Source organism: Vibrio sinaloensis (assembly GCF_023195835.1).
GTDB classification, from domain to species: domain Bacteria; phylum Pseudomonadota; class Gammaproteobacteria; order Enterobacterales; family Vibrionaceae; genus Vibrio; species Vibrio sinaloensis_C.
The window spans coordinates 1893924-1916351 of the sequence record NZ_CP096199.1; the positions used below are offsets into that span (position 1 = coordinate 1893924).

The 22428-nt window shown below is 47.8% G+C and carries 23 protein-coding genes; 5 read left to right on the forward strand and 18 right to left on the reverse strand.

All coding sequences use genetic code 11. The features are described from left to right. Window positions 1-31: 31 nt before the first annotated feature. The 13 genes from tolB to MTO69_RS08635 form a co-directional block, all read right to left on the reverse strand. Window positions 32-1384 (reverse strand): Tol-Pal system beta propeller repeat protein TolB, encoded by a 1353-nt coding sequence (gene tolB, locus MTO69_RS08575; RefSeq protein ID WP_248328355.1) that lies wholly within the window; start codon window positions 1382-1384, stop codon window positions 32-34. Window positions 1385-1397: 13 nt separating this feature from the next. Next, window positions 1398-2468, reverse strand: a complete 1071-nt coding sequence (tolA, locus tag MTO69_RS08580) for a cell envelope integrity protein TolA (RefSeq protein ID WP_248328357.1) — start codon at window positions 2466-2468, stop codon at window positions 1398-1400. 12 nt (window positions 2469-2480) lie between these two features. Next, the gene (locus tag MTO69_RS08585; RefSeq protein WP_176287483.1) at window positions 2481-2924 is read right to left on the reverse strand and encodes an ExbD/TolR family protein; all 444 of its coding nucleotides are present in this window, start codon (window positions 2922-2924) and stop codon (window positions 2481-2483) included. Between the two features lie 5 nt (window positions 2925-2929). Continuing rightward, on the reverse strand, window positions 2930-3628 hold the full coding sequence (tolQ, locus tag MTO69_RS08590; protein ID WP_248328359.1) for a protein TolQ: 699 nt from the start codon (window positions 3626-3628) through the stop codon (window positions 2930-2932). Next, complete coding sequence (gene ybgC, locus MTO69_RS08595) at window positions 3618-4049, reverse strand: tol-pal system-associated acyl-CoA thioesterase (RefSeq protein WP_248328361.1); 432 nt, start codon at window positions 4047-4049, stop codon at window positions 3618-3620. The genes tolQ and ybgC overlap by 11 nt, the downstream gene beginning before the upstream one ends. A 150-nt stretch (window positions 4050-4199) precedes the next feature. Beyond that, window positions 4200-4502 carry a cyd operon protein YbgE gene (gene ybgE / locus MTO69_RS08600; RefSeq protein ID WP_248328362.1) on the reverse strand — a complete coding sequence of 101 codons (303 nt, stop codon included), beginning with the start codon at window positions 4500-4502 and terminating at the stop codon, window positions 4200-4202. Continuing rightward, entirely contained in the window at window positions 4495-4602 is a 108-nt protein-coding gene (gene cydX / locus MTO69_RS08605; RefSeq protein ID WP_000270284.1) for a cytochrome bd-I oxidase subunit CydX, read from the reverse strand. Before cydX ends, ybgE begins: the two co-directional genes overlap by 8 nt. A gap of 12 nt (window positions 4603-4614) precedes the next feature. Beyond that, window positions 4615-5751 (reverse strand): cytochrome d ubiquinol oxidase subunit II, encoded by a 1137-nt coding sequence (gene cydB, locus MTO69_RS08610; protein ID WP_248328364.1) that lies wholly within the window; start codon window positions 5749-5751, stop codon window positions 4615-4617. Window positions 5752-5766: 15 nt separating this feature from the next. Continuing rightward, a complete protein-coding gene (gene cydA / locus MTO69_RS08615; protein WP_248328366.1) occupies window positions 5767-7353 on the reverse strand; it encodes a cytochrome ubiquinol oxidase subunit I in 1587 nt (528 codons plus the stop codon). 457 nt (window positions 7354-7810) lie between these two features. After that, window positions 7811-8815 (reverse strand): Holliday junction branch migration DNA helicase RuvB, encoded by a 1005-nt coding sequence (ruvB, locus tag MTO69_RS08620; protein ID WP_248328368.1) that lies wholly within the window; start codon window positions 8813-8815, stop codon window positions 7811-7813. 12 nt (window positions 8816-8827) lie between these two features. Next, window positions 8828-9445, reverse strand: coding sequence for a Holliday junction branch migration protein RuvA (gene ruvA / locus MTO69_RS08625; protein ID WP_248334443.1), 618 nt, complete (start codon window positions 9443-9445; stop codon window positions 8828-8830). A gap of 141 nt (window positions 9446-9586) precedes the next feature. Next, complete coding sequence (gene ruvC / locus MTO69_RS08630; RefSeq protein WP_248328370.1) at window positions 9587-10108, reverse strand: crossover junction endodeoxyribonuclease RuvC; 522 nt, start codon at window positions 10106-10108, stop codon at window positions 9587-9589. 52 nt (window positions 10109-10160) lie between these two features. Further along, the gene (locus MTO69_RS08635; protein ID WP_248328371.1) at window positions 10161-11900 is read right to left on the reverse strand and encodes a glycoside hydrolase family 36 protein; all 1740 of its coding nucleotides are present in this window, start codon (window positions 11898-11900) and stop codon (window positions 10161-10163) included. Window positions 11901-12083: 183 nt separating this feature from the next. Between MTO69_RS08635 and MTO69_RS08640 the strand changes: the two genes are divergently transcribed. Beyond that, window positions 12084-12854 (forward strand): substrate-binding periplasmic protein, encoded by a 771-nt coding sequence (locus MTO69_RS08640; protein WP_248328373.1) that lies wholly within the window; start codon window positions 12084-12086, stop codon window positions 12852-12854. Window positions 12855-12959: 105 nt separating this feature from the next. Here the strand turns inward: MTO69_RS08640 and torA are convergent, their stop codons facing one another. The 3 genes from torA to torE are packed head-to-tail and all read right to left on the reverse strand — an operon-like array spanning window position 12960 to window position 16862. Then, window positions 12960-15422 (reverse strand): trimethylamine-N-oxide reductase TorA, encoded by a 2463-nt coding sequence (gene torA / locus MTO69_RS08645; protein WP_248328375.1) that lies wholly within the window; start codon window positions 15420-15422, stop codon window positions 12960-12962. Window positions 15423-15446: 24 nt separating this feature from the next. Next, window positions 15447-16631, reverse strand: coding sequence for a pentaheme c-type cytochrome TorC (torC, locus tag MTO69_RS08650; protein ID WP_248328377.1), 1185 nt, complete (start codon window positions 16629-16631; stop codon window positions 15447-15449). 51 nt (window positions 16632-16682) lie between these two features. Beyond that, complete coding sequence (gene torE / locus MTO69_RS08655; RefSeq protein WP_004744302.1) at window positions 16683-16862, reverse strand: trimethylamine N-oxide reductase system protein TorE; 180 nt, start codon at window positions 16860-16862, stop codon at window positions 16683-16685. Between the two features lie 438 nt (window positions 16863-17300). On the opposite strand from torE, the gene MTO69_RS08660 reads away from it, so the two are divergent. Continuing rightward, window positions 17301-18101, forward strand: a complete 801-nt coding sequence (locus MTO69_RS08660) for an ABC transporter permease (protein WP_248328379.1) — start codon at window positions 17301-17303, stop codon at window positions 18099-18101. Between the two features lie 243 nt (window positions 18102-18344). Here MTO69_RS08660 and focA read toward each other — a convergent pair whose 3' ends face one another. Continuing rightward, complete coding sequence (gene focA, locus MTO69_RS08665; protein ID WP_248334444.1) at window positions 18345-19187, reverse strand: formate transporter FocA; 843 nt, start codon at window positions 19185-19187, stop codon at window positions 18345-18347. Between the two features lie 500 nt (window positions 19188-19687). On the opposite strand from focA, the gene MTO69_RS08670 reads away from it, so the two are divergent. Then, a complete protein-coding gene (locus MTO69_RS08670; protein ID WP_248328381.1) occupies window positions 19688-19921 on the forward strand; it encodes a TIGR02647 family protein in 234 nt (77 codons plus the stop codon). Here the strand turns inward: MTO69_RS08670 and MTO69_RS08675 are convergent. Further along, complete coding sequence (locus MTO69_RS08675) at window positions 19918-20679, reverse strand: substrate-binding periplasmic protein (RefSeq protein WP_248328383.1); 762 nt, start codon at window positions 20677-20679, stop codon at window positions 19918-19920. The genes MTO69_RS08670 and MTO69_RS08675 overlap by 4 nt on opposite strands. Window positions 20680-20886: 207 nt before the next feature. Here MTO69_RS08675 and MTO69_RS08680 point away from each other — a divergent pair, with 207 nt between their 5' ends. Beyond that, entirely contained in the window at window positions 20887-21708 is an 822-nt protein-coding gene (locus tag MTO69_RS08680; RefSeq protein WP_248328385.1) for an NAD-dependent epimerase/dehydratase family protein, read from the forward strand. A 13-nt stretch (window positions 21709-21721) separates the two neighbouring features. Beyond that, window positions 21722-22348, forward strand: a complete 627-nt coding sequence (locus MTO69_RS08685) for a YdcF family protein (RefSeq protein WP_248328387.1) — start codon at window positions 21722-21724, stop codon at window positions 22346-22348. Window positions 22349-22428 lie beyond the last annotated feature (80 nt).

Genomic DNA, 22428 nt, shown 5'->3' on the forward strand with positions numbered 1-22428 from the left:
TATCGTTTCCTTTGTTATTGATACTTACTTGCTACAAAAACGGTGACCATGCAGGTGCACGAACTCGACCATTTGTTGCCGGTAATCTTGCTTTAAAGCGCCCATCGATAGAGACCATCGATAAGACATTGGTTTTGTTGTAAATCGAACTGTAGATGACCATGCCACCATTCGGTGAAATACTTGGTGACTCGTCGAGCAACGTTTTGGTTAATGTCTGCATCGCGCCTGTTTCTAAATCGAGTTTGGCCAGATTGAAACCAGAATTGCTGCGATTAACCATGACTAAGAAACGGCCATCTGGCGTAATTTGACCGCCTAGGTTTTGACTGCCCTGCCAAGTGAGTCGATTTGTCGAACCGTTTGCCAAATCTACTTGATAAATTTGAGGTTTTCCACCCCGATCGGAGGTAAAGATAAGAGATTTACCATCTGGGTGCCAAAACGGTTCAGTATTATTCGATCGACCGCGTGTTATTTGGGTCAGCTTTCTGCTAGCCAAATCCAGGGTGTAAACCTGTAAGCTACCAGTTTTCGACAGAACCAATGCCAGCTTGCTGCCATCAGGAGAGAATCTAGGTGCACCATTGTGACGTGGGTATGAGGTTACCTTCTCACGCTCGCCGGTGTAGATGTTCATCATAAAGATTTCAGCTTGGCCGTTTTGAAAGCTTACGTATGCCAGTTGCTTGCCATCAGGCGACCACGCTGGAGACATTAGCGGCTGCTTGGAGCGCAACACCAAACGTTCGTTATACCCATCATAATCGGCGACACGAAGCTGGTAAGGGAAACTGTCTTTATCATTCACCACAACGTAGGCAATGCGGGTCAGGAAAGCGCCTTTCTCACCGGTTAGTGCCTCGTACACTAAGTCAGAAATACGGTGAGCATACTCTCGCATCCGATCACCCGGCACTGTCGCGCGCTTATTAAACAGGACATGATCTTTCGATAACACCAATTGCCCATCATCGCTCAGCGCTTTGCTCTGGCCTTGAGTAAGCTGGCCGCGCACCACGTCCACCAGTTGGTAGTTGATGATATAGTTTCCATCTGCGCTTTGGGTGATGGAGCCAGTCACTAAAGCGTCAACACCTAAGCCAGTCCATGCATTAAAGTCGACTTCAGTTTCGCTGTATGGCGTTTGAGGCATCTTACTGGTCGCCACCGGACTAAATTTCCCGCTGCGCTGCAGATCTGAAGCAATAACGGCAGACACATCTTGTGGCAGGTTTCCTGGTCCGTCCCATTTAAATGGCACAATCGCGATAGGTCGCGCAGAGTCGATACCGTCAGTGATAACTAACTCAAGCGCCGCATTTGCTGTCTGTATCACGCTCAATACGGTGAGCACACATCCTATTATTAGTCGCTTTAACACAAGCTATTCCTTATTACTCAGGTACTACGGTTAAATTGATATTCTTTACTTTATTGACCACATCAGGGTCTTTGGGCAAAGGGAAACTGGCAACACGCGCGACAGCACGTTTGGTTGCCGCGCATAAGCGGCTGTCGCCGTCGAGCACCGACAAATTGCCCAAAATCGCATCGGCGCCTGTTGGGATCAGACGCAGATTAACTCGACAAGACTTTCCCCGAAAAGCGTCCTCCAACAACAAGTTTTGCTGAATCAATTGAGTGTAAATTGCGCCATAGCGCTCAGCCTCACTGGCGACAAATCGAGAGCGAGCTGAGGTATTTAGCTCTGCTTCAGACTCTAGACCGGCAAATATGTCGTTAAGCGCCGCTTCTTGTTGTTTGCGCTCGCGCTCAAGTCGCTCTAAACGCTCTTGCTCTTGACGTGCCTTCTCTGCCGCTTCTTTCGCCGCTTTCTCTTTCGCTATACGCTCTTGCTCAGCTTTTTCTGCGGCCTCACGCTCTCTGCGCGCTTTCTCTTCGGCCTCTTTGGCCGCTTGTTCACGCTCAAGCCGCTCTTGCTCTGCCTTAGCAATCGCCGCTTCTTTGGCTAAACGTTCTTGTTCTGCTTTCTTAACCGCTTGTTCTTTGGCTTTGCGCTCTTCTTCGAGCTTGGCTAAGCGAGCTTTTTCTTGCTTGGCTTTTTGCTCTTCAGCTTTGCGCTCTTGCTCTTTTTCGATCCGACGTTTCTCAGCTTCACGCGCCGCTTTCGCCTCTTTGGCTTGCTGCTCTTTTAGCTTGCGAATTCGCTCTTCTTCCGCTTTACGATTTTTCTCAAGCTGCTCGCTCTCGCGGCGCAGCTTGTCTAAACGTTCTTGCTCTTTTTTAGCCGCAGCTTCACGTTGGCTACGGATCTGCTGAGCTTGCTGTTTAACCAATGTTGGATCGATAACGACTGCCTGCACCATGCGCCCACTTGGCTCGGGTTTCGACATCGTAAAGTCTGTGCCCCAGATAAGGGCCACAATCAGTAGCGCATGCAAACTGACCGATATCAATATCGGCTTTTTGTAATCACTACCTTTTCTGATCTTTTTCTCTTTCATGAATCGCGAACGTTATTCCTTAATGTCCGTCAGCAGCCCAACTTTGGGTATACCAGCGCGACTCAACTCATCCAAAACCAACACGACATCCGCATAGGGTGTCGCTGCGTCTCCACCGACCGCAACGGGAGAATTCGGCTTCAATGACAATTCAGCTTTAACACGAACAATCACATCTTGCAGTGAAATGCCACGTGTCACTTCTTCATCGTTGACGCTTAGTCCTAAGTTGCCCTCTCGATCGATTTCAACAATGATAAAGCTCGCATCGCTATCGCCAGCCAATTCCGAAGCAGGCTTAGCGGTCGCGGTTTTTGGTAGCTCGACATCGACCCCTTGCGTCACAAAAGGTGAAGTCACCATAAAGATGATCAGCAGCACCAACATTACGTCGATGTATGGCACGACGTTGATCTCTGCTGTCATTTTGCGTTTCTTAGGTTGGTAGCCCGCCATCGCGACTAATCCTTCTGCACAGTATCACGCCCAGCCATCGCTTGGCGGTGCAATATACTGTGAAACTCTTCAGAGAAGGTGGCGTAATTGTGCTCGAGCTTGCCGACTTTGTTGCTCAATCGGTTATACGCCATAACTGCGGGGATAGCAGCAAATAGGCCCATTGCGGTGGCCACCAAGGCCTCGGCAATGCCCGGCGCAACCATAGCAAGGGTTGCTTGCTTCACTTCACCGAGTGCGATAAATGCGTGCATGATGCCCCATACGGTACCAAATAGGCCGATGTAAGGGCTGATCGAGCCTACCGTTGCTAAGAAAGGAAGATGGGTTTCTAGCTCGTCCACTTCACGTGCCACCGCTACGCGCATCGCACGACCCGTCCCTTCCATGATGAAATCCGGCGAACCAGCATTAGATTTACGTAAACGAGCAAACTCAGTGAAACCTGAATAAAAGATCTCTTCAGTGCCTGCTAACTCATCCTTACGCTGCTTGGTCGCTTGATAGAGTACCGATAAGTCGGTGCCTGACCAGAACTTATCTTCGAAGCTTTCCGCCTCTTTACTCGCTTGCGACAATATTTTGCTGCGTTTGATGATCATTGCCCATGAAACGATCGACATGCCCAGCAGGATCAACATCACCATTTTCACCAGCAAACTGGCTTGCAAAAATAGATCGAGCATTGAAATATCAGCGGTCACTTTGAGTTAACTCCATTACGATTGATTGAGGCATCGGCTTTGGCCTCATTTTCTTATTGTCGATACATGCTACCTTAACCATTGCTTTACACAATGTCTTGCCATCAGGATTAACGATCTCCTGACAGAATACCAATGAGGCTTTTTTAAGGTCAGCGATTTGAGTGGTGACAGTTAGATGGTCGTCAAGACGCGCACCTTGTAGAAAGTCTATGTCCATGTGTCGGACTACAAAACCAAGGTTTTGTTCCAGCAAGGTTTGCTGCGAAACACCAATTGTGCGAAGCAGCTCGGTTCTCGCTCGCTCGAAGAACTTGAGGTAGTTCGAGTGATAGACAACCCCACCGGCATCAGTATCTTCGTAATACACCGTCACTGGCCATTCGAATATCGGCTTATCTTGCTGCACCTTGCTATCCATCTCTAACTGATTGACTCGATACTATAACGCAATTCGTCACCCCCAATGCAAGGGTAAATCGATGAATTCAAAGCTTGAAACAAAAAAAAGCGCCCACTGGTAAGAGTGATGCGCTTTTTTTATACAACTGGTTTACCATAGTGCTCAAATCTAGAGCAGGCGTAACACCGTGAGATAGCCGAGAATGGTCAAGCTGCAATAAGGACTAAAGCACAGTTGCCATACCCAATGGCGTGGTTTAAAACCGACACCAAACACCATGCTGGAACAAACTGCCCAAATAAGCAGCGGAGCAATCACAGCGTTAAACCCACCGATAGAGACGGAATACTGCTCCGGATCCCACATCAGCAACGCCACATGATAAAAACCCAGGAGTAACGACAAGGCTCGCCAAAGAGCCTTGTCGACAGGGGCGTGCAATCTCGCCACCTGGTGAGCAAAATTACTCACTATCTTTATCCATCATTTCCGAGTGCTCTAACCAAAGAGCGTTAATGATGCCGAATGCACAGGCAAGTAGTACGCCTAGAATCCATGCGAAATACCACATAGTAATAGCTCCTTAGTAGAGTGAGTTTTTGTTTTCTTCGATGAACTTCTCGTCCAAGCGACCAAACATTTTGTAGTAAGTCCACGTTGTGTAGCCAAGAATCACCGGAACCATAACAAAGGCGACAGCAGTCATTAGATTCAACGTAAGTTCTGACGACGTGGCATCCCACATCGTTAAGCTGTGATTAGGCACCAGGTCTGAAGGCATAATGAACGGGAACATAGCTAAACCAGCAGTGAAGATAACCCCCGCATTGCCAAGGCTTGATGCAAGAAACGCAATACCACCTTTATCAAGGCGCGATGCCAAAACCGCTAGCAGTGGCATAACCACACCTAGCACAGGCGCAATCCACATCAGTGGGTAGGTTTCGAAGTTATTCATCCACGCACCCGCTTCTCGGATCACTTCCTTGTTTAATGGGTTAGATGCTGCGTTGCCATCCATCACCGACGTGATGACGTAACCTTCCATACCTTGTACCCAAAAGCCTGCGGCAACAAATGCAGACACAGTCAATAGACCCGTCAACTGCGCCACATTGCGTGCACGAGTGTGTACGTCTGCTGTGGTTTTCATCTGCAGCCAGGTCGCCCCTTGCATCAGAATCATGAACAAGCTAACCAGACCACACAACAATGCAAATGGATTAAGCAAGCCAAAGAACGAACCATGGTAAGTAGGCATCAGGAATTCGCTCAATTGGAAAGGGACACCTTGCAGTAGGTTACCAAACGCCACACCAAAGATTACCGGCGGAACGAAACCACTGATAGAGATACAGATATCCCAAGTTTGACGCCATTTTGGATCTTCGATTTTAGAACGGTAGTCCAAACCAATTGGACGCAACCATAACGCCGCTAGGGTGACAATCATCGCCAGGTAGAAACCGGAAAACGAAGTTGCATAAACCAGAGGCCAAGCTGCAAATAACGCACCACCCGCGGTGATAAGCCATACTTGGTTACCATCCCAGTGCGGTGCTATAGAGTTAATCATGACACGACGTTCGTTGTCATTTTTGCCGATAACAGGTACCAGCGCGCCGACACCCATATCAAAACCATCGGTAATCGCGAAGCCTACTAGCAGGACACCAATCAGTACCCACCAGATAAGTCGCAAGATTTCGTAATCAAACATTTGTCTCTCCTTGCCTTATGCTTCTACTTGGCGACTAACTTTGTCTGCCACAGATTGTGGATTTTGCTCAAAGTGGTAGCGACCGGTTTTTAGACTGCTCGGTCCTTTACGGGCAAATTTCACCATCAAGTAAACTTCCGCAATCAGGAACACAGTGTAAAGCGCAAGAATGGCGAACAATGACGTCCAAATTTCAGCAGCAGTCAAGGCTGATGCTGCCACATGAACCGGAAGAATCTCACCAACCGCCCATGGCTGACGACCAAACTCGGCCACAAACCAACCGGCTTCTACCGCAATCCAAGGCAGTGGGATGCTAAGTAGCGCAGCACGCAGAATCCAGCGTTTTTGCTCGATTTTCTGACGACAGGTTTGAACGAAAGCAGCACCAAAGACGAAAAGCATGATAAAGCCACACGCGACCATGATTCTAAATGACCAGAACAGCGGCCAAACCGTCGGAATAGAATCATCCGCAGCGGCTTGAATTTGGTCTTCAGTCGCATCAACCACATTGTCGGTATAACGCTTGAGCAACAGGCCATAACCCAAATCGCCCTTCACTTCATCAAAGGCTGCCATGTTGGCTTCAGATTTATCGCCAGCGCGCAGCTTTTCAAGCAACTCGTAGGCATACATACCGGTGCGGATGCGGTCGACGTGCTGGTCGCGCAGATCACGAAGACCGGTCACTTGCTCGTCAAATGAACGCGTTGCAATAATGCCCATTACATAAGGAATCTTGATAGCGTAGTCGGTGTGCATGGTCTCCTGGTTCGGCAAACCAAAGAGTGTGAATGCAGCAGGCGCTGGCTCTGTGTGCCACTCTGCTTCCACTGCGGCCAACTTCACTTTCTGAACTTCACCCAGTTCGTAACCTGACTCATCGCCCAGTACGATAACAGACAGGATGGAAGCCATACCAAATGAAGCCGCAATCGCGAACGAGCGACGTGCAAAGGCGATATCACGACCTTTTAGTAGATAGTATGCGCTGATGCCTAAAACGAACATCGCACCTGTGGTGTAGCCAGACGCGACCGTGTGGACAAATTTCACCTGAGCCACTGGGTTGAGCACCACTTCGGCAAAGCTGACCATTTCCATTCGCATGGTTTCAAAATTGAACTCGGCGCCAACTGGGTTTTGCATCCAGCCGTTGGCCACTAAGATCCACAAAGCAGAGAAGTTGGAACCTAGCGCAACTAACCAAGTGACAGCAAGGTGTTGACGTTTTGATAAGCGATCCCAGCCAAAGAAGAATAGACCTACAAAAGTGGATTCTAAAAAGAATGCGACCAGAGCTTCAATCGCGAGCGGCGCACCAAAAATATCACCAACGTAATGCGAGTAATATGACCAGTTGGTTCCGAATTGGAACTCCATCGTGAGGCCAGTTGCCACACCCAGCGCAAAGTTAATTCCGAACAACTTACCCCAGAACTTAGTCATGTCCTTATAGATTTGCTTGTCCGTCATTACGTACAGAGACTCCATGATGGCAAGAAGGAATGCCATACCCAGAGTCAAAGGTACGAAGAGGAAGTGATACATCGCTGTCAGTGCAAATTGCAACCGCGACAGATCAACTACGTCAATCATGTTTACTCCTATGTGTCGGCTGAAGACACTTTCGACATTAATGCATTGTTAGTCAGTGTTAATCGCACTCAACCACTGTTGCCAATATTAGGCATCTTGTTGCAAAAATGTACCGTAACGGTTAGTTAATTGTTAAGCATCAGCTAATATAGCTGGCGCTAATACTACTGCTAAAAAATGAATGTTTCAAAAGGTTTATAGCCAGAGTTCGCTTTGATTTGCATCAACTTTTGTGCGGCATTTCTGTTTAAAAAAACATCAAATTGATATAGATCAACTAAAGACCAAGGGGTTTGTTAAACAGGCGTTATCGTGAGGGGTAAATCAACTATTTATGCAGCACATACGTTTAACAAGTCACTCAATTACGCTACCCAATTAGGAGTAACTAATGTAATTCAGTGTGATTTTGTTCACAAATAAAAAAGCCAGCGTTTTATCGCTGGCTTGTGCAAACTTATTTTTCAATTCCGAAATGAAGGTAAGCTCGGTCTGTTGCAATCCGACCTCGCGGTGTTCTCTGCAAGTAGCCTTGCTGAATGAGGTAAGGCTCGAGGACATCCTCGATCGTGTCTTTCTCTTCACCAATCGCCGCAGCCATATTGTCTAGGCCGACCGGACCACCACCAAACTTCTCCATAATGGCAAGCAGCAGCTTGCGGTCCATGTAGTCAAACCCTTGAGCATCAACATCGAGCATGTTGAGTGCTTTGTCGGCAACCTCGGCACAAATATGACCATTGCCTTTGACTTCGGCATAGTCTCTGACTCGGCGCAGCAGCCTATTAGCAATACGCGGTGTTCCCCGAGCACGGCGCGCAACTTCAAGTGCGCCCTCCGCCTCCATAGACAAACCCAAGCAATCGGCACTGCGTTGGACGATATGTTGCAGATCAGGAATTTTGTAGTATTCGAGGCGCTGAGTGATACCAAAGCGGTCGCGAAGCGGTGACGTTAACGAACCTGCACGTGTCGTAGCACCAATCAAGGTAAAGGGCGGTAAGTCAATTTTGATCGAGCGAGCAGCCGGACCTTCTCCAATCATGATGTCCAGTTGGTAATCTTCCATTGCCGGATACAACACCTCTTCAACCATAGGACTGAGGCGATGAATCTCATCAATAAACAGAACATCATTCTCTTCTAGATTGGTTAATAGAGCAGCAAGGTCACCCGCTTTTTCTAATACCGGGCCAGAGGTGGTGCGAATATTGACCTCCATCTCATTGGCCACAATGTTGGCTAAGGTGGTTTTGCCCAGCCCCGGTGGACCAAAAATCAATAAATGGTCAAGCGCCTCTTTACGCAATTGAGCCGCTTTAATAAAGATCTCCATCTGATCTCGGACATGGTCCTGACCTTGGTAATCCTCCAGTTTTTTCGGGCGTATTGCACGGTCAATAACGTCTTCATCTCTGTAAACCGTATTATCCGGCGCAATCAAACGATCCGCTTCAATCATAGCTTATGCCCTCTATACCATGGATTTGAGCGCTTCGCGGATCAACTGCTCGCTGCTCATGTCTGCGGTCATGACTTGAGAGACGACTTTAGAGGCCTGAGTCGGTTTGTACCCCAACGCCAACAAGGCACTCACCGCCTCCTCTTCAGCACTCGACTGAGCCGACTGCGGCGCAGAATCCGTTGGCGCAGCTTCGGTAAAGGGCGTAAACAGATCTCCAGCACCCCATCCTTTCAGGCGGTCTTTCATCTCTACCACTAGGCGCTCTGCGGTTTTCTTGCCAACACCCGGTAACTTGACGAGAGAAGAGACATCTTCACGCTCTACACTCGCAACAAACTGACTGGCTGTCATTCCCGATAAGATGCCTAGGCCAAGCTTAGGACCAACTCCGTTTGCTTTGATCACCTCGCGAAATAGCGCACGCTCCTTTACCGTGTTAAATCCATACAGCAATTGAGCATCCTCGCGTACCACAAAATGAGTATAGATGATGGCTTCTTCACCAATATTGGGTAGCTCGTAAAAGCAGCTCATCGGCATCTGGACTTCATAGCCGATACCATTCACTTCGATAAGCAGTTCGGGAGGTTGTTTTTCAATTAGAATGCCGCGTAGACGTCCGATCACGGTGAGTTCTCTTTGGAAATGAATTTGCGACAGGATAATAAAGAACTGGATAGACATCCAGTTCTTTATCTTATTAGTGCGGATTTTTGAGAGGAAAAAAAACGATGACGCAGAGCGATTCAATCCATAGACTAAAATCCGTTAGCGGTAGCGTCCACGCCGAGCACTGGTGGCTTTGCCCGCTAACGCCACTAAGGTTTTGTTGGTATTGGCATGACAAATAGCCACACCCAGCGCATCGGCGGCGTCGGCTTGCGGTTTGGCTGGAAGCTTGAGCATATTTTGCACCATATGTTGCACTTGCTCTTTGTCTGCACCGCCGGTTCCTACTACCGCCTGCTTGATTAAGCGTGCGGCGTATTCATAAACAGGCAAATCAGCGTTCACAGCCGCAACAATCGCACTGCCGCGCGCTTGACCTAGTTTCAGTGCAGAATCTGCATTGCGCGCCATAAAGACTTGCTCAATAGCAAACACATCCGGTTGAAACTGAGTAATGATCTCCGAGACTCCCGCATAGATTTGCTTAAGTCGCCCCGGCAACTCCTTTTCTGAGGTCCGAATACAACCACTACCGAGATAATGTAGATGGCGACCCGTTTGTCGGATCACGCCATAACCTGTGATACGAGATCCGGGGTCGATACCCAAAATAATTGACATAGTTTGGTAAATTATCGCTAAGTTAGCCGCTGATCTTAATCTAGCCGCGCCGCTATAGCGAGGTAATTATCGCTCGACTGGACAATCCAGCTTCTAACCCCACTTCCAGTACCTGAGTCGGCTCGGCCACCAGCTTCTCTCCCGACCAATAATCGTACCAATACACCGGATGGTCTGCGGTCAAGGTGACATCACGAGCCGAACCTCGATAGTTGAACAAACAGTGTAAGTCATTACGGTTTGTCAGTGGTAAATAGGCATGATGTAGGTTTAGCGCGGTAAATCGCGCCGCCTCTTGGTTGTGACGATGACGCACCACCAACTTGGCCAAACTTCGCTTTGCAAAAGGCGTGAGCTCATCGAGCGGATCACCAGATAACAATAGTCCACCACAAGCAAGCAACACATCACGGTGGAACTCATAATTGCGCCGCTCAGTGGTTTGGTTGGGTAAAGAGACAAACGTTGCGCAATCGGGGTCAATTTGCCATAACTTACGGTGTTGCCAACTGCGGTAAAAGGTCTCTTTTGCGATTTGTTCAAATCGACTGCCACTTCGCTCAACGTCGTCTGACACCCGCATCGCATCTACCACACCCAGCGACGGCCACATCGGCGCATTGCAGCCTAAGATAAGCGCATCACCCGCACCTTCGATTATCGCTTGCATTCCCAACCGGTAGGCCTCGACACCTGTGACACCTCGCTGACTGCGCACGCCTTTCAACGTGCCCCAATAATTGGCGTCCAACTTAAACAGCTCAACGCCCCACTCTTCTCGCATGGTGCGCACAACCTGTGTTAGGTGCTGTTGGACTTGGGGGTTGGTGGTATCGAGAATATACCAAGGTGTACAACGCCATCCGGCGTAAGTCACCTCTTCTGCTTTGAGCAGGCTGCCGTCTGCGTGACGTAAGAACCAATCCGGGTGTTGCTGAAATATCTGCGATTCTGGCTGAGCAATAAACGGAGCAAGCCAGATCGCGGGTTTCTTACCATGCGCTCGAATTTCCCCAAGCACATGTTTGATTCCCGACGAAAACTTGGCAGAAGGCGTCAGCCAATCGCCCATAAATGCTTGATAGCCGTCATCGAGCAATACGTAATCGAGTTGCTTTAGATGAGCGCGCATTTCTTGAACATTGTTGTCAATGTGTTGCTCAGTCACTTCTGCGTAGTAGGCATACCAGGAGCACCAACCCAGCGGGGAAGGTTTTGTCACACCAGGACGAGCCGGATGGTGCTCGGAGATACATTGACTAAATTGTTGATACAGCTCTGACAATGAGTCGCCACGCAACATGACCACGGACTCGAGTCGCTGAGTACTCCAATCTGCTGGACAGGTGTTTTCGCCATCAATATAAGCCAATACCCGCAGCCGATCCTCTTGCTCTTCTATCGTGAAGTAGCCAGCAAAGCGATGGCACGAGGTAAAACCAAGTAAGGCATAGCCAAGTGAGTCTTCGACCACCAAGTAGTTATAATAACGCTTGGGCTGGTTTGATGGATAAATACGATAACTAGGACTGTTATCAGGGCAACGACCAATATCAAGAGGATTATTCCAAGTCCCACTGGTTTGCGCCAACATTTGAAAACCATCCCCTAGTAACATGGCCTGCTTTTCGAAATCAAAATCGGTGCTAAAAAGCAAATAGCGATCGCTGATCGGATCGTTAGAAAGGCCACGATAGAAAAAGCTGACCTGATTGCCCATCAATTCTACCGCTAGGTCGGTGTTGGTCACTTGGATCATTCGCTCACCGGACACTTGAAAAGTCTGCGACATATCTCACTCATTATTATTAGATTTTTCTCAATTAGAGCACTATGCCTCGCTATTGTCTATTTGCTCATCAATCAGCGGTGTCATCTAGCTCACGTTTACGAAACCTCGCCTTGTGCGCGCATTTATCGTGAGACTGTCCAATTCATCAACTACAATAACAGAAAGAAAACATTGACTAACTGAATGAAACAAAAACGCCTCCCGTTACCTGCACTAGCGACTCTAATGCTCTGTTTTAGCACCGAATTTGGCTCAGTGGCCACTGCCGAGACACTACGTGTCGCACAAACTGAGTGGCCACCGTTTATTATGGACTCTCCACTTGGAGGCGGTGTTGCGCACGATATTATTGTCGACGCACTGATAGACGCAGGCTATCAAGTCCAGTTTGATCAAAAGCCCTGGAGTCGAATTCTCAAAGAGACCATTCACGGTAAAAATGATGTGATTGTCGCTATGTGGAAAACCGAGGAGCGCGAGCGGCACTTTCTGTATACCGACGCTTATATGAACAATCAGATGGCGGTAGTATCACGCAGTCGCAGTGATTTTGAATATACGGCCATCGAGAGTTTGAAAGGCAAAAAGGTCGCATTAATTCATCGTTATGCATACACGCCAAAGCTACTGGATTACCCGGATATGATACCGGTCAACTCAATCGATTTGCCCAATAGCCTACGCTTAGTTTTAACCGAGCGCGCTGATCTTTTGGTGTCAGATGAAATTGTCGCCCGCTGGACGATTCAGCAGATGAAGCTCGACATCAACCAGTTTAAGTTCAGCGAGACATATATAGACTCCACTCCCCTGTATGCCGGAGTCCGCCGCGATCACCCGCAGGCTCAATCCATTGTTTCCATGCTCAATGAGTACTTCCGCACCCAAGGCGAAGCGCAGTTAGAACTATTAAAAGAGAAGTATGGGGTGTCGACCCAAACACCTAGCCAGTAAGGCCAGCCTCAATCTCAGCGATTTTTCCTGCGCCATTATCTAAACACCTACTTATTCCGACGGGTATAAAAAACCAGCCGTAGCTGGTTTTTTGGTTTTGTGCGGTTAAGCAACTTCGATAGGCCCACCAAATGAGGTGACAGGAGGCACTTTGCCGGTAAATTTCTCGAAGTTGACAATACAGGTATTGGCAGATGTCGCCTGAGCCAGCTCAGAGGTACCAATGTCCATGGTCAGGGTATTGGGATCACCATAAGTACAAATCGCCCCTTCTTTTTCGTTCAGCGGACCGTACCACGCCCCTTCCTCAATGCGAATCACACCTCGTGGGTAACTGTCGGTTAAAACCGCACCGGCGAGTAATTGACCGCGATCGTTGAACACTCTTACCAAGTCACCATCTTTAATCCCTTTCTCTTTAGCATCGAGTGGGTTGATGTAGACCGGCTCACGACCTTGGACCGCATAAGTGGCTCGGAACTCTTCCGATTCACACATTTGCGAGTGCAGACGTTTATCTGGGTGGCATGATTGCAGCCAGTAAGGGTGTTTGTCTGACCCTGGACCGCCGTGTGAACGTTCCGTTTTCTCAAACCACATTGGGTGCTCTTGGCAGTGCTGGTAACCATAACGACCGATCTTACGTGAGGTAATTTCGATAAAGCCCGACGGAGTACCCAGCGCGTTGATTTCAGGATCTTGACGGAAGTCGGCATGACGAACCCAAGGTTTACCCTGACCAAAATCAAGCACGCTCTTGTCCCAAAACTCGGAAAACTCAGGCATGTCGAACTTGCCTTCGTTCGCTTTACGACAGTCGTTGTAGAGGCTTTCGATCCACTCCATTTCACTCATACCACGCGTGTATTCTTCACGTCGACCAAAACGCTCAGTTAACTCGCTCATGATTTGGAAGTCTGGTTTCGATTGGAACAAAGGATCGACCAAGCGATGCATCGCAATCAGACCTTTACTTGAATACGAACCATACACATCGATATCGTTTCGCTCCCACTGGGTACACGCTGGCAGTACGATGTCTGAGAAGCGGCACGTTGCCGTCCAAGCAAACTCAACTGTCACCACAGTTTGCAGCTTTTTGAAAGCTTGCTTCATACGGTTGCGGTCTTGATGGTGGTGCCAAGGGTTACACCCCGATATCACCATCATCTTAAAGTCAGGCAGTTTCACTTTACCGCCGTTGTATCGGATCTCTTTACCCGGCTCGAGCAAGCAATCAATCCAACGCGCCACAGGAATGGTGCGGCTGTACCCGTTGAAGTCGTTGTTATCCCATTTTGGCTTCATGCCCGCATCTAGGTTACGCGGGAAACCACCCGGTCCAGCAAAGCCCGTAGATGGAACACCAATACTTGAGTAGTGGTGCCCGTAAGAGATGCCGCCACCAGGCAAGCCAATTTGACCAACCATTGCTGCGATCACAGCAGCGGCCCAATACGGCTGCTCACCATGCTCTTGACGCTGAATACACCAGCCCATCAAGATTTGAGTACGGCCGCTGACCAACATACGAGCGAATTCTCGAATCTTGTCGGCTTTGACACCACAAATCTCCGCGGCCCACTCCGGTGTTTTCACCACTTTGTCTTTGGTTTCACCCATAACATATTGAATGAATTCTTTGAAACCAAGGCAGTAAGTATCGATGAACTGCTTATCGTAGAGATCTTCGGTGTATAGAACGTGAGCGACAGCGAGCATGAATGCCACATCAGTCTGTGGATTGATATACAGATGATCGTTTTCTAGATAACGCTGAGTTTTGTTCTTCACCGGATCAACCGACAGCACGTTGATCTCACCTTTGGCGACCTTCTCTTTTAACTGCGCAAGGTAATCAAACGATTCGTGCGTTTCACAGTTCCAACCTACTTGGAGGTTTTTCACTGGGTCATTGGCCCAAAGAACGATGTTGTCTGAGTTATTTAAAATCTCAGACCAAGAGGTGCCTTGCGCATAAACCTCAGTCGAGCCCAACACGTAAGGCAGGATGGTTTGGCCTGCACCCGTTGAGTAGTCACCCACTTTAGTAATGAAGTTACCATGCATACCAACCGCGCGCTGCATATGCGCGGTACAGTTGTTAAAAGAACCGGTTTGGTTCCAGCCAGTTTGCCCAGCGTGGAGCGCCCAAGGCCCGTACTCTTTTTGTACACGCTCTAGCTCACGGTAGAACAGGTCTAGCGCTTCATCCCAAGTCACGCGGATAAAGCGGTTGTTACCGCGGGTATCGGCGCTGTATTTATGCTTTTTCAGCCAATCGAGTCGCACCATAGGGTAACGAACGCGAGACGGACTATAGATGATACCTTTAATACCATTGAGCATCTCGGTTGGGTTTTTGTCCAACTCAAGTGGTTTGATCTCTTGTACTTTACCTGCATAGATATGAGCACGGAATGCCCCCCAATGCGAGCCTGACACCTTCCAAGTACCGGTCGACTCGGCAGCCACGGCCGATGTCGACGCCAATAAACTAGGACCGATCACCGACGCCGCGCTGGTTGTTGCTACGCCTTTAAGAAAACTTCTTCGTGTAATAGCCATTTTATTTACTCCATTGGGCGCGTATTAGTGGTGACCTTCAGCATAATCTGAAGAGTGTTTTTGTAGGTATTTCAAGATCAACGCTTCGCTATCCGTGTCGAGGTTAACGAACGCAAGCATACCATCGAACATACCAGGCCAAGTGTTCGCATCGAAGTGCGCTTCGTCAGGCTGGGTATGACAAACCGAACAGTTGGTTTTGTATGCTTCTGCAGACTTTTCCCAAACCGGCGTAATGTCGTTCAACATCGACTCTTTTTTGATCCACACCTTCGCGGCCACTTTTTCCCATGGAAGACCCGTCAACTCATCCACCTTCTGTTCACCAGTGGTCACTACTGAGTCGTCGGTTGAGGCTTCTTTTAGCAGAGAAGCCACGGCAATGTTCTTACCGAAATCTTCCTGGATAACACGACCGAAGCCTTTCGCCTTGCGCCAACCGTCAATTTCGATTTCGGCGTATTCGCCTTTTTCGTCGATCACTTTGACCGATGACGCAGGGTTAAGTAGACCGGCTTCTTTCGCGCCTTCTGCATCGAAGTAAATCGGCAGATGACGAACACTCACCAGTGTTTGTCCAACATCGTACTTAGTATTAGACGCTAGGTTTTCTAAGTCACTAACAATGCCGCCGATGCTGTCCATACCGGCAGGAAGTTTGTGTGCAATACCTTTATGGCAATCCACACAACTTTGATCTTTTTCAGCGGCCTGTTTCATCTGAATGCGCGCAGTCGGTGACATCAGTTCAAAATCCATCGAGTCGTAGTTGTGGCAGTTTTTACACTCTAACGACTTATTGGCGGAGAAGCGGTCCCACTCATGTTTAGCCAACTCAATTCGACGCTCTTCAAACACTCCAGGTTCGTCGTAGTTGCCAAACACTTGAGCAAAGACCTCTTTTGAGGCTTGCATCTTACGAGCTATCTTATCGGTCCAATTATGTGGAACATGACAATCTGGACAGGTTGCTCGAACCCCTGAGTGGTTTTTCCAGTGAACCGTTTCTTGAAGTTCTACGTACACATTGTCACGCATGGTATGACAGCTGATACAAAACTCTTCGGTGTTGGTTGCTTCAAGTGCCGTATTGAAGCCACCCCAAAAAATAACGCCAGCGATGAAGCCGCCCATGGTCAGCACGCCAAGGCTGATGTGGACTGCCGGACGCGTCATGGTGCGCCACAGCTTTACGATCAATGATTTCATGGTTTGCTCTCTTAAAATCTTTTTAAAAAATGTGGAGTTGAGCTCACAGGCTTACATGCCGTGCGCGCCCGGAGGGCCCATTACGAAGACTTGGAGCATCCACACCAAGAAACCGTATCCCCCGACAAACGCCACACTTAAAACCGGGAAAAGAACAACCGCGATAAAGAGGAATGACTTCCATTCTAGAGAGCGCTTCTCACCACTCTCGATTTTGTTAACATCACTCATACATTTGCCTATTTTGTATTTGGTGTTTTTGGTTAGCTCAGTCGGATGAGCTAATTTATTTACAATCTCTATTCAAAAATCTTAGACCATACTCTTAGTAGGGTTCAATCAATTCATCGCTTGCAAGCCTTGTTATTCCACACTTTTTTGAGCTCATCCAGAGATGTATAGAGTCATGATTTGATGTGAAAACATGCCACCAAATATGAAGAAATATGAACAGTTTACAGTAAGCAAAAAAACACCAATTAATTAACATCGTGATTACATAACGCAACACCCAGTCTTTAAGAAGCACGCTTACTATGTGCTTAATTTAGACCAGTTGTGAATCAGTTGTTATCAAAGATCGGGTTAAATCAGGGAAGTGTCGAATCAGAGACAGGGTGACGTTTTAGCATTTTTGCGTACAATGTGACCGCAACCTTGGAGGGTATTATGGACAGTGTGGTGGATATCTCTTGGCTCACTTTGGCGCTATTTTTTACCTCGCTGGTCGTGCCCTTTACCATCAGCCGATATTATCAATTGGGGTTAAGTAGAGAGATACTCGTCAGCGTCGCTCGCATGACGCTACAACTGATGTTGGTCGGTGTGTATCTTGAGTACTTATTTAAACTCAATAGCTTGACGATAAACATTGCCTGGATCCTGGTGATGACATTGATAGGCGCAAGCGCGATTGCTAGCAAAGCCAAACTGCCTCGCGCTCATTTGATGCTGCCAGTAGCTTGTGGGCTACTGATCGCTTTAGTCCCTATGCTCGCTATTATTGTCCTTGCTGTGGTTAAACCGATCCCCTGTTACAATGCCCAGTACTTAGTGCCACTTGCCGGTATGTTGCTCGGTAATTCAATGAGTGGCAATATCGTCGCATTGCAGAATTTTTTTAACGCTTTCGAAGAACGAAAGTCGGAATATGAAGCAGCGATTTCACTCGGTGCATCGACCAGTTATGCCACCTTGCCCTTCGTCCGTGATGCGATTGCATTGTCACTCGCCCCATCATTGGCGACGATGACGACCACAGGCCTAGTCACATTACCCGGAATGATGACAGGTCAAATTCTTGGTGGCGCCAGCCCAATCGTAGCGATTAAATATCAAATCATGATCATGATTGCTATCTTTGTTACCATGTCACTGTCTATTGCGGTATCGCTCAAGCTCGTGGTCAAGCGCTGTATTCACCCCCACGGGAGAGTATTGGTGAAGGTGGAGTCAAGTCAGCCTCACTAATTGAACCTATGGATCTTATCCACAGATTCTGTGGATAACCGTGGTGATACCTATAAGTCAACTGGTCAAACCTGATTTTGTTTTATCCCGCTCAAATAATTTACTTTGCATTCATACGCCTAGCATTTAATTCAAATTCCGTAATAAATAACACCGCTCCAACACCTGCAGCGGATACGCATAACAAAAAAGCTCACCGAAGTGAGCTTTTGCAGATAGGATGGAAGGCTATTGATGTGATGGCTAGTCACGCAAGTAAATCAACCAATACCACATACCAACAAACACCCCACCGCCAATAATGTTGCCTAGCGTCACTGGAATCAGGTTATGAGTAATGAAGTCAACCATATTGAGATCGGCGTAATCAGCAATCGATGCCCCGGTCATCTGCCAAAATTCAGCAGGTGCAAAAGTTTTAATTCCAATCGCCATCGGCACTTGAAACATATTGGCGATACAGTGTTCAAAACCGGCAGAGACAAACATCGCAACGGGCAAAATCATCACGGCAATTTTGTCGGTCAAAGTTCGACCACTGAAAGTCATCCACACCGCGATACACACCAACACATTACACATCACCCCTAGCGCCACCGCCGATAGAAAACTGTGATGCAGTTTGTGCTGTGATATCGCCATCGCATTGAGCCCAACTTGGCCATGGTCAAACATATATTGCTTGGTCATCAACATGCAGACCACTAATAGTAATGCACCGACCAAGTTACCGCTGTAGACAACTAGCCAATGTTTGAACAAGGTTTGCCATGAAATCTTTCCACTCGCGCGTGCCACTAAAGTCAGCACTGAGCTGGTAAATAGCTCGCCTCCTGTCACGACGACCAGGATCAAACCAAGACTGAAAGCCAAGCCACCTAACAGCCGAGTTAATCCCCAAGGAAGATCACCCGCACCTGTGGTAACCACAGTATAAAAAACGAAAGCGATACCGATGTGAATGCCAGCAGAAATCGCCAGTAGGAAGGATTTAATCGGGTCTTTGGTCGCTTTACCCACACCAATTTCAGCGGCACGCTCGGCCATTTGTGGTGGCAATAAAGAGTCAAATTGATTGAGATTCATCATTTGGAAACATTTTGCAACATTAGAGTCAGTGGGCGCGGATAATTACTTGAAATGTGATCAAATTCAAGCACAAATTGTACGGTTTTAACCAAAACGGCATTTATATCGACTAAATCTTGATGCGCAGCCACATTTAGTCAAAACAATCAGATCAAAGCACCTGGAGGAAGTTAAAATTTAAGCCATAAATTTCAATTACTTAAATACAAATTCATCTAAAATTTTGTCGCATTAGAGGGCTTTAGCAAGATTGCGCATAATGAATCGACTTTTTATATTGTTTTCTCATTTAGGCAGGTAGCAAAGTAACGTAACAGGGGTAACAGCTATCGCCTCTTTGATCTCGCTCTAATGTTGGCGGGGTTGCCTAACTACTGACCAATTAAGCGTGATTCATTGGTCAAACTCTGGCTTAGGTAACAATTCTCTATTGATGGGATTGCTGTAACTGCACTTCGTGATTAAGTTGATTCAATACTTTCTATAAGGAATAGAGCATGAAATTTACGCCTGACTACCTATCTGAACTCAACTTGCTACTTCAATTTGATCTCAGCAGTGCAGCAACCGGTATCAAAGTTCACCATGACGCGTCAGAGGAGATGCAGGCAGCGGTGCAGCGTCTGTACTCAAAAGGTTTGTGTACGCTTCCGGATGGAGGATATCTTACCGATGAGGGGATTGAAGTCGCGGAGCATGCGGACAAGATCCTACGCGTTCTGAGTAGCTAATTCGCAGTTTGGGGCTCAAACAACGAATCTTTGGCGTTGCTGGCCTGATCGAGTGTGTCGGCAACGCGACTGATATCAATTTGGCTCAGCCCTTGATTAAAGATACGCCGCCAATCGTTACCCTCTGGCGTGTTTTTGAACGCAAGGTAGAGTTGCTTCACCTCTAACAATTGGTCGTTCATTTCGACTCGAGTCGCTAACACTGTGTTGTGTCTATCCGTATCAACCAAGTATTTCAGCACATTGGCGTCGATGACCGCGAGATCTAGCCTGCCTTTTGCGACCTTTTGGATATTAATCCGATCGTTTTCCGCCGCTTCCACTTTTAGTTGTCCCTGCTCGACTAATTGATCAAACCTGCGCGTATTGATGTAGCCTTGGACAACACCGATTCGATAGTCTGACAAGTCGGTCAGTTTAGACCAGTAAATCGGATTGTTGCGATTTTGCACAAACCCTAACGGTCCCGTACCTATGGAATCGGAGAACACAAACTCTTGTGTCTCGAAAGCGTATTCCGGAAAGTAACCTATGTACTTATCCCTCTTTGACGCTGTGGTCACGGTTCTGACCCAAGGTTTAAACTCAACCACTAATTCATAACCCATCACAGCAAAAGCTTCTCGAGCAATAGCAACTGATAGACCATTCTGTTGCAACTCCTCCCCTGAGTAGGGCGGCCAATCCAGAGACGTCATAAAGACTCGCTGCGCCTGAACATTGTGGCAAAAGAACAGTAGAATCAGCCACCACTTCATTCCCTTCTCCTACAATGCGTTTCATCCTTATTTAAGCATAGGATCAGGGGAGCAATAATCTAGCAGTTTTAAAAAGCTTACCTTGCCAATGTTTGATATGCTGACAATCGCATCATTGTTAAAAGGTGTTTAATAAAAGATTGAATGGATGAATCGCAGCATCATTGCTCGCATAGCAAACGACTTGACTGTAGGGAGGAGTAAAAGGTGAAAACAATTACCGTTATTGGTGGAGGATGGCTTGGTAAGCCGTTGAGTCAATATTTGATGTCGATTGGCTACCAGGTCTTTACCAGCAAAACTTCCCAACAAGGGGCCCAAGAGTTGCAAGCACAAGGCCTACACGGTTTTGCCTGCAACCTTGCCAACGGCTCAGAAGCGCTGGTTGAGCACTTAAAGAACAATCCAAGCGATATCGTGATTGGCTGTTTCCCCCCTGGGTTTCGCCGCGGAGGTGGACAAGATTACGTAACGCATTGGCAGCATTTGATTGACGCCGCGAAGCAGGCCCAAGTACGGCGCGTGGTGATGGTCAGTTCGACAACGGTTTATCCCTCGCTCGCCAAGGATATGCGCGAAGAAGATGCCAGCCTCAGTTTAGCCACTAGCAGCGCGCTTTTCAGCGACAATGCCATCACTATGCTGACTGCGGAGCAGTGCCTAATCGATTCTGGGCTAGAGTATGCTGTGGTTCGCTGCAGCGGGTTAGTCGGCCCGGATAGACATCCCTCTCGTTTCGCTGCTCGCCTCAAACAAGTCAGTGACCAGGCCCCGGCCAACATGATTGAACTTAAAGATGCGATCGGCACCGTCAGTTACATGGCACTGTATAAAGAAAATTGCGTGGTGAATGCCACTACCCCAAATACCGTGAGTAAGGCAGAGTTTTATCAAGCCGCTTTGGAGAGCGTAGGCGCCAACGACCCCCTTCCTCCTGTCGTCCATCAAGCCGACAAACGCATCCTTGCAGATAAGATTGTCTCACTGGGTTACCGATTTCACTTTGACCACACTTTAGAGTTGGTTTAGATAGCGAGGCGTAATGAAGCTATATCAACATATCGAGCGACTTTGGCAATTCATGCAGTGTACAGATACGTTAGTCAAATCTGACTGTATTTTCGTACTCGGTAGCAATGATGTTCGGGTGGCCGAACACGCCTCTAAGCTCTATTTAGAGGGATGGGCGGACTTATTAATTTTCTCCGGTGGCGTTGGGCGTTTAACTCAAGGACTATTCGAGCAGAGCGAAGCCGACACCTTTGCCCAAATCGCGAGAGATCTAGGTGTACCTAGCCAAGCTATTTTGATTGAAAACCAAGCAACCAATAGTGGCGAAAATGTCACGTTTACTCATCAGCTTATTGAGCAAAAAACGCTGAACATCCGCTCGTTTATTCTGGTGCAGAAACCATACATGGAGCGACGTGCTTACGCGACGTTTGTTAAGCAGTGGCCCGATGATATCGACCATGTGTGTGTCAGCTCAGCCAAACAGGCGTTTTGTGACTACTTCAATGAAGAGATAGACATGTATACCACGCTAACGGCTATGTTGGGGGATTTCGAGCGCATACGAGACTATCCTGCGCTCGGTTATCAGATAGAACAACCTATCCCAACAGAAGTGTTGCACTCTTACCAGGTGATCAAAAGCGCACTGAGCTAATACCAAACAGCATAAATCTAATCTGAAAATAAAAAGCCAGAGCTCGGCATGCTCTGGCTTTTATCTATTCTGTTAACGAT

Coding starts and splice junctions, on each gene's coding strand:
- tolA (WP_248328357.1), bottom strand. CDS start 2,468: ATGAAAGAGAAAAAGATCAGAAAAGGTAGTGATTACAAAAAGCCGATA.
- MTO69_RS08585 (WP_176287483.1), bottom strand. CDS start 2,924: ATGGCGGGCTACCAACCTAAGAAACGCAAAATGACAGCAGAGATCAAC.
- ybgC (WP_248328361.1), bottom strand. CDS start 4,049: ATGGATAGCAAGGTGCAGCAAGATAAGCCGATATTCGAATGGCCAGTG.
- cydX (WP_000270284.1), bottom strand. CDS start 4,602: ATGTGGTATTTCGCATGGATTCTAGGCGTACTACTTGCCTGTGCATTC.
- cydB (WP_248328364.1), bottom strand. CDS start 5,751: ATGTTTGATTACGAAATCTTGCGACTTATCTGGTGGGTACTGATTGGT.
- cydA (WP_248328366.1), bottom strand. CDS start 7,353: ATGATTGACGTAGTTGATCTGTCGCGGTTGCAATTTGCACTGACAGCG.
- ruvB (WP_248328368.1), bottom strand. CDS start 8,815: ATGATTGAAGCGGATCGTTTGATTGCGCCGGATAATACGGTTTACAGA.
- ruvC (WP_248328370.1), bottom strand. CDS start 10,108: ATGTCAATTATTTTGGGTATCGACCCCGGATCTCGTATCACAGGTTAT.
- MTO69_RS08635 (WP_248328371.1), bottom strand. CDS start 11,900: ATGTCGCAGACTTTTCAAGTGTCCGGTGAGCGAATGATCCAAGTGACC.
- MTO69_RS08640 (WP_248328373.1), top strand. CDS start 12,084: ATGAAACAAAAACGCCTCCCGTTACCTGCACTAGCGACTCTAATGCTC.
- torA (WP_248328375.1), bottom strand. CDS start 15,422: ATGGCTATTACACGAAGAAGTTTTCTTAAAGGCGTAGCAACAACCAGC.
- torC (WP_248328377.1), bottom strand. CDS start 16,631: ATGAAATCATTGATCGTAAAGCTGTGGCGCACCATGACGCGTCCGGCA.
- torE (WP_004744302.1), bottom strand. CDS start 16,862: ATGAGTGATGTTAACAAAATCGAGAGTGGTGAGAAGCGCTCTCTAGAA.
- MTO69_RS08660 (WP_248328379.1), top strand. CDS start 17,301: ATGGACAGTGTGGTGGATATCTCTTGGCTCACTTTGGCGCTATTTTTT.
- focA (WP_248334444.1), bottom strand. CDS start 19,187: ATGAATCTCAATCAATTTGACTCTTTATTGCCACCACAAATGGCCGAG.
- MTO69_RS08670 (WP_248328381.1), top strand. CDS start 19,688: ATGAAATTTACGCCTGACTACCTATCTGAACTCAACTTGCTACTTCAA.
- MTO69_RS08675 (WP_248328383.1), bottom strand. CDS start 20,679: ATGAAGTGGTGGCTGATTCTACTGTTCTTTTGCCACAATGTTCAGGCG.
- MTO69_RS08685 (WP_248328387.1), top strand. CDS start 21,722: ATGAAGCTATATCAACATATCGAGCGACTTTGGCAATTCATGCAGTGT.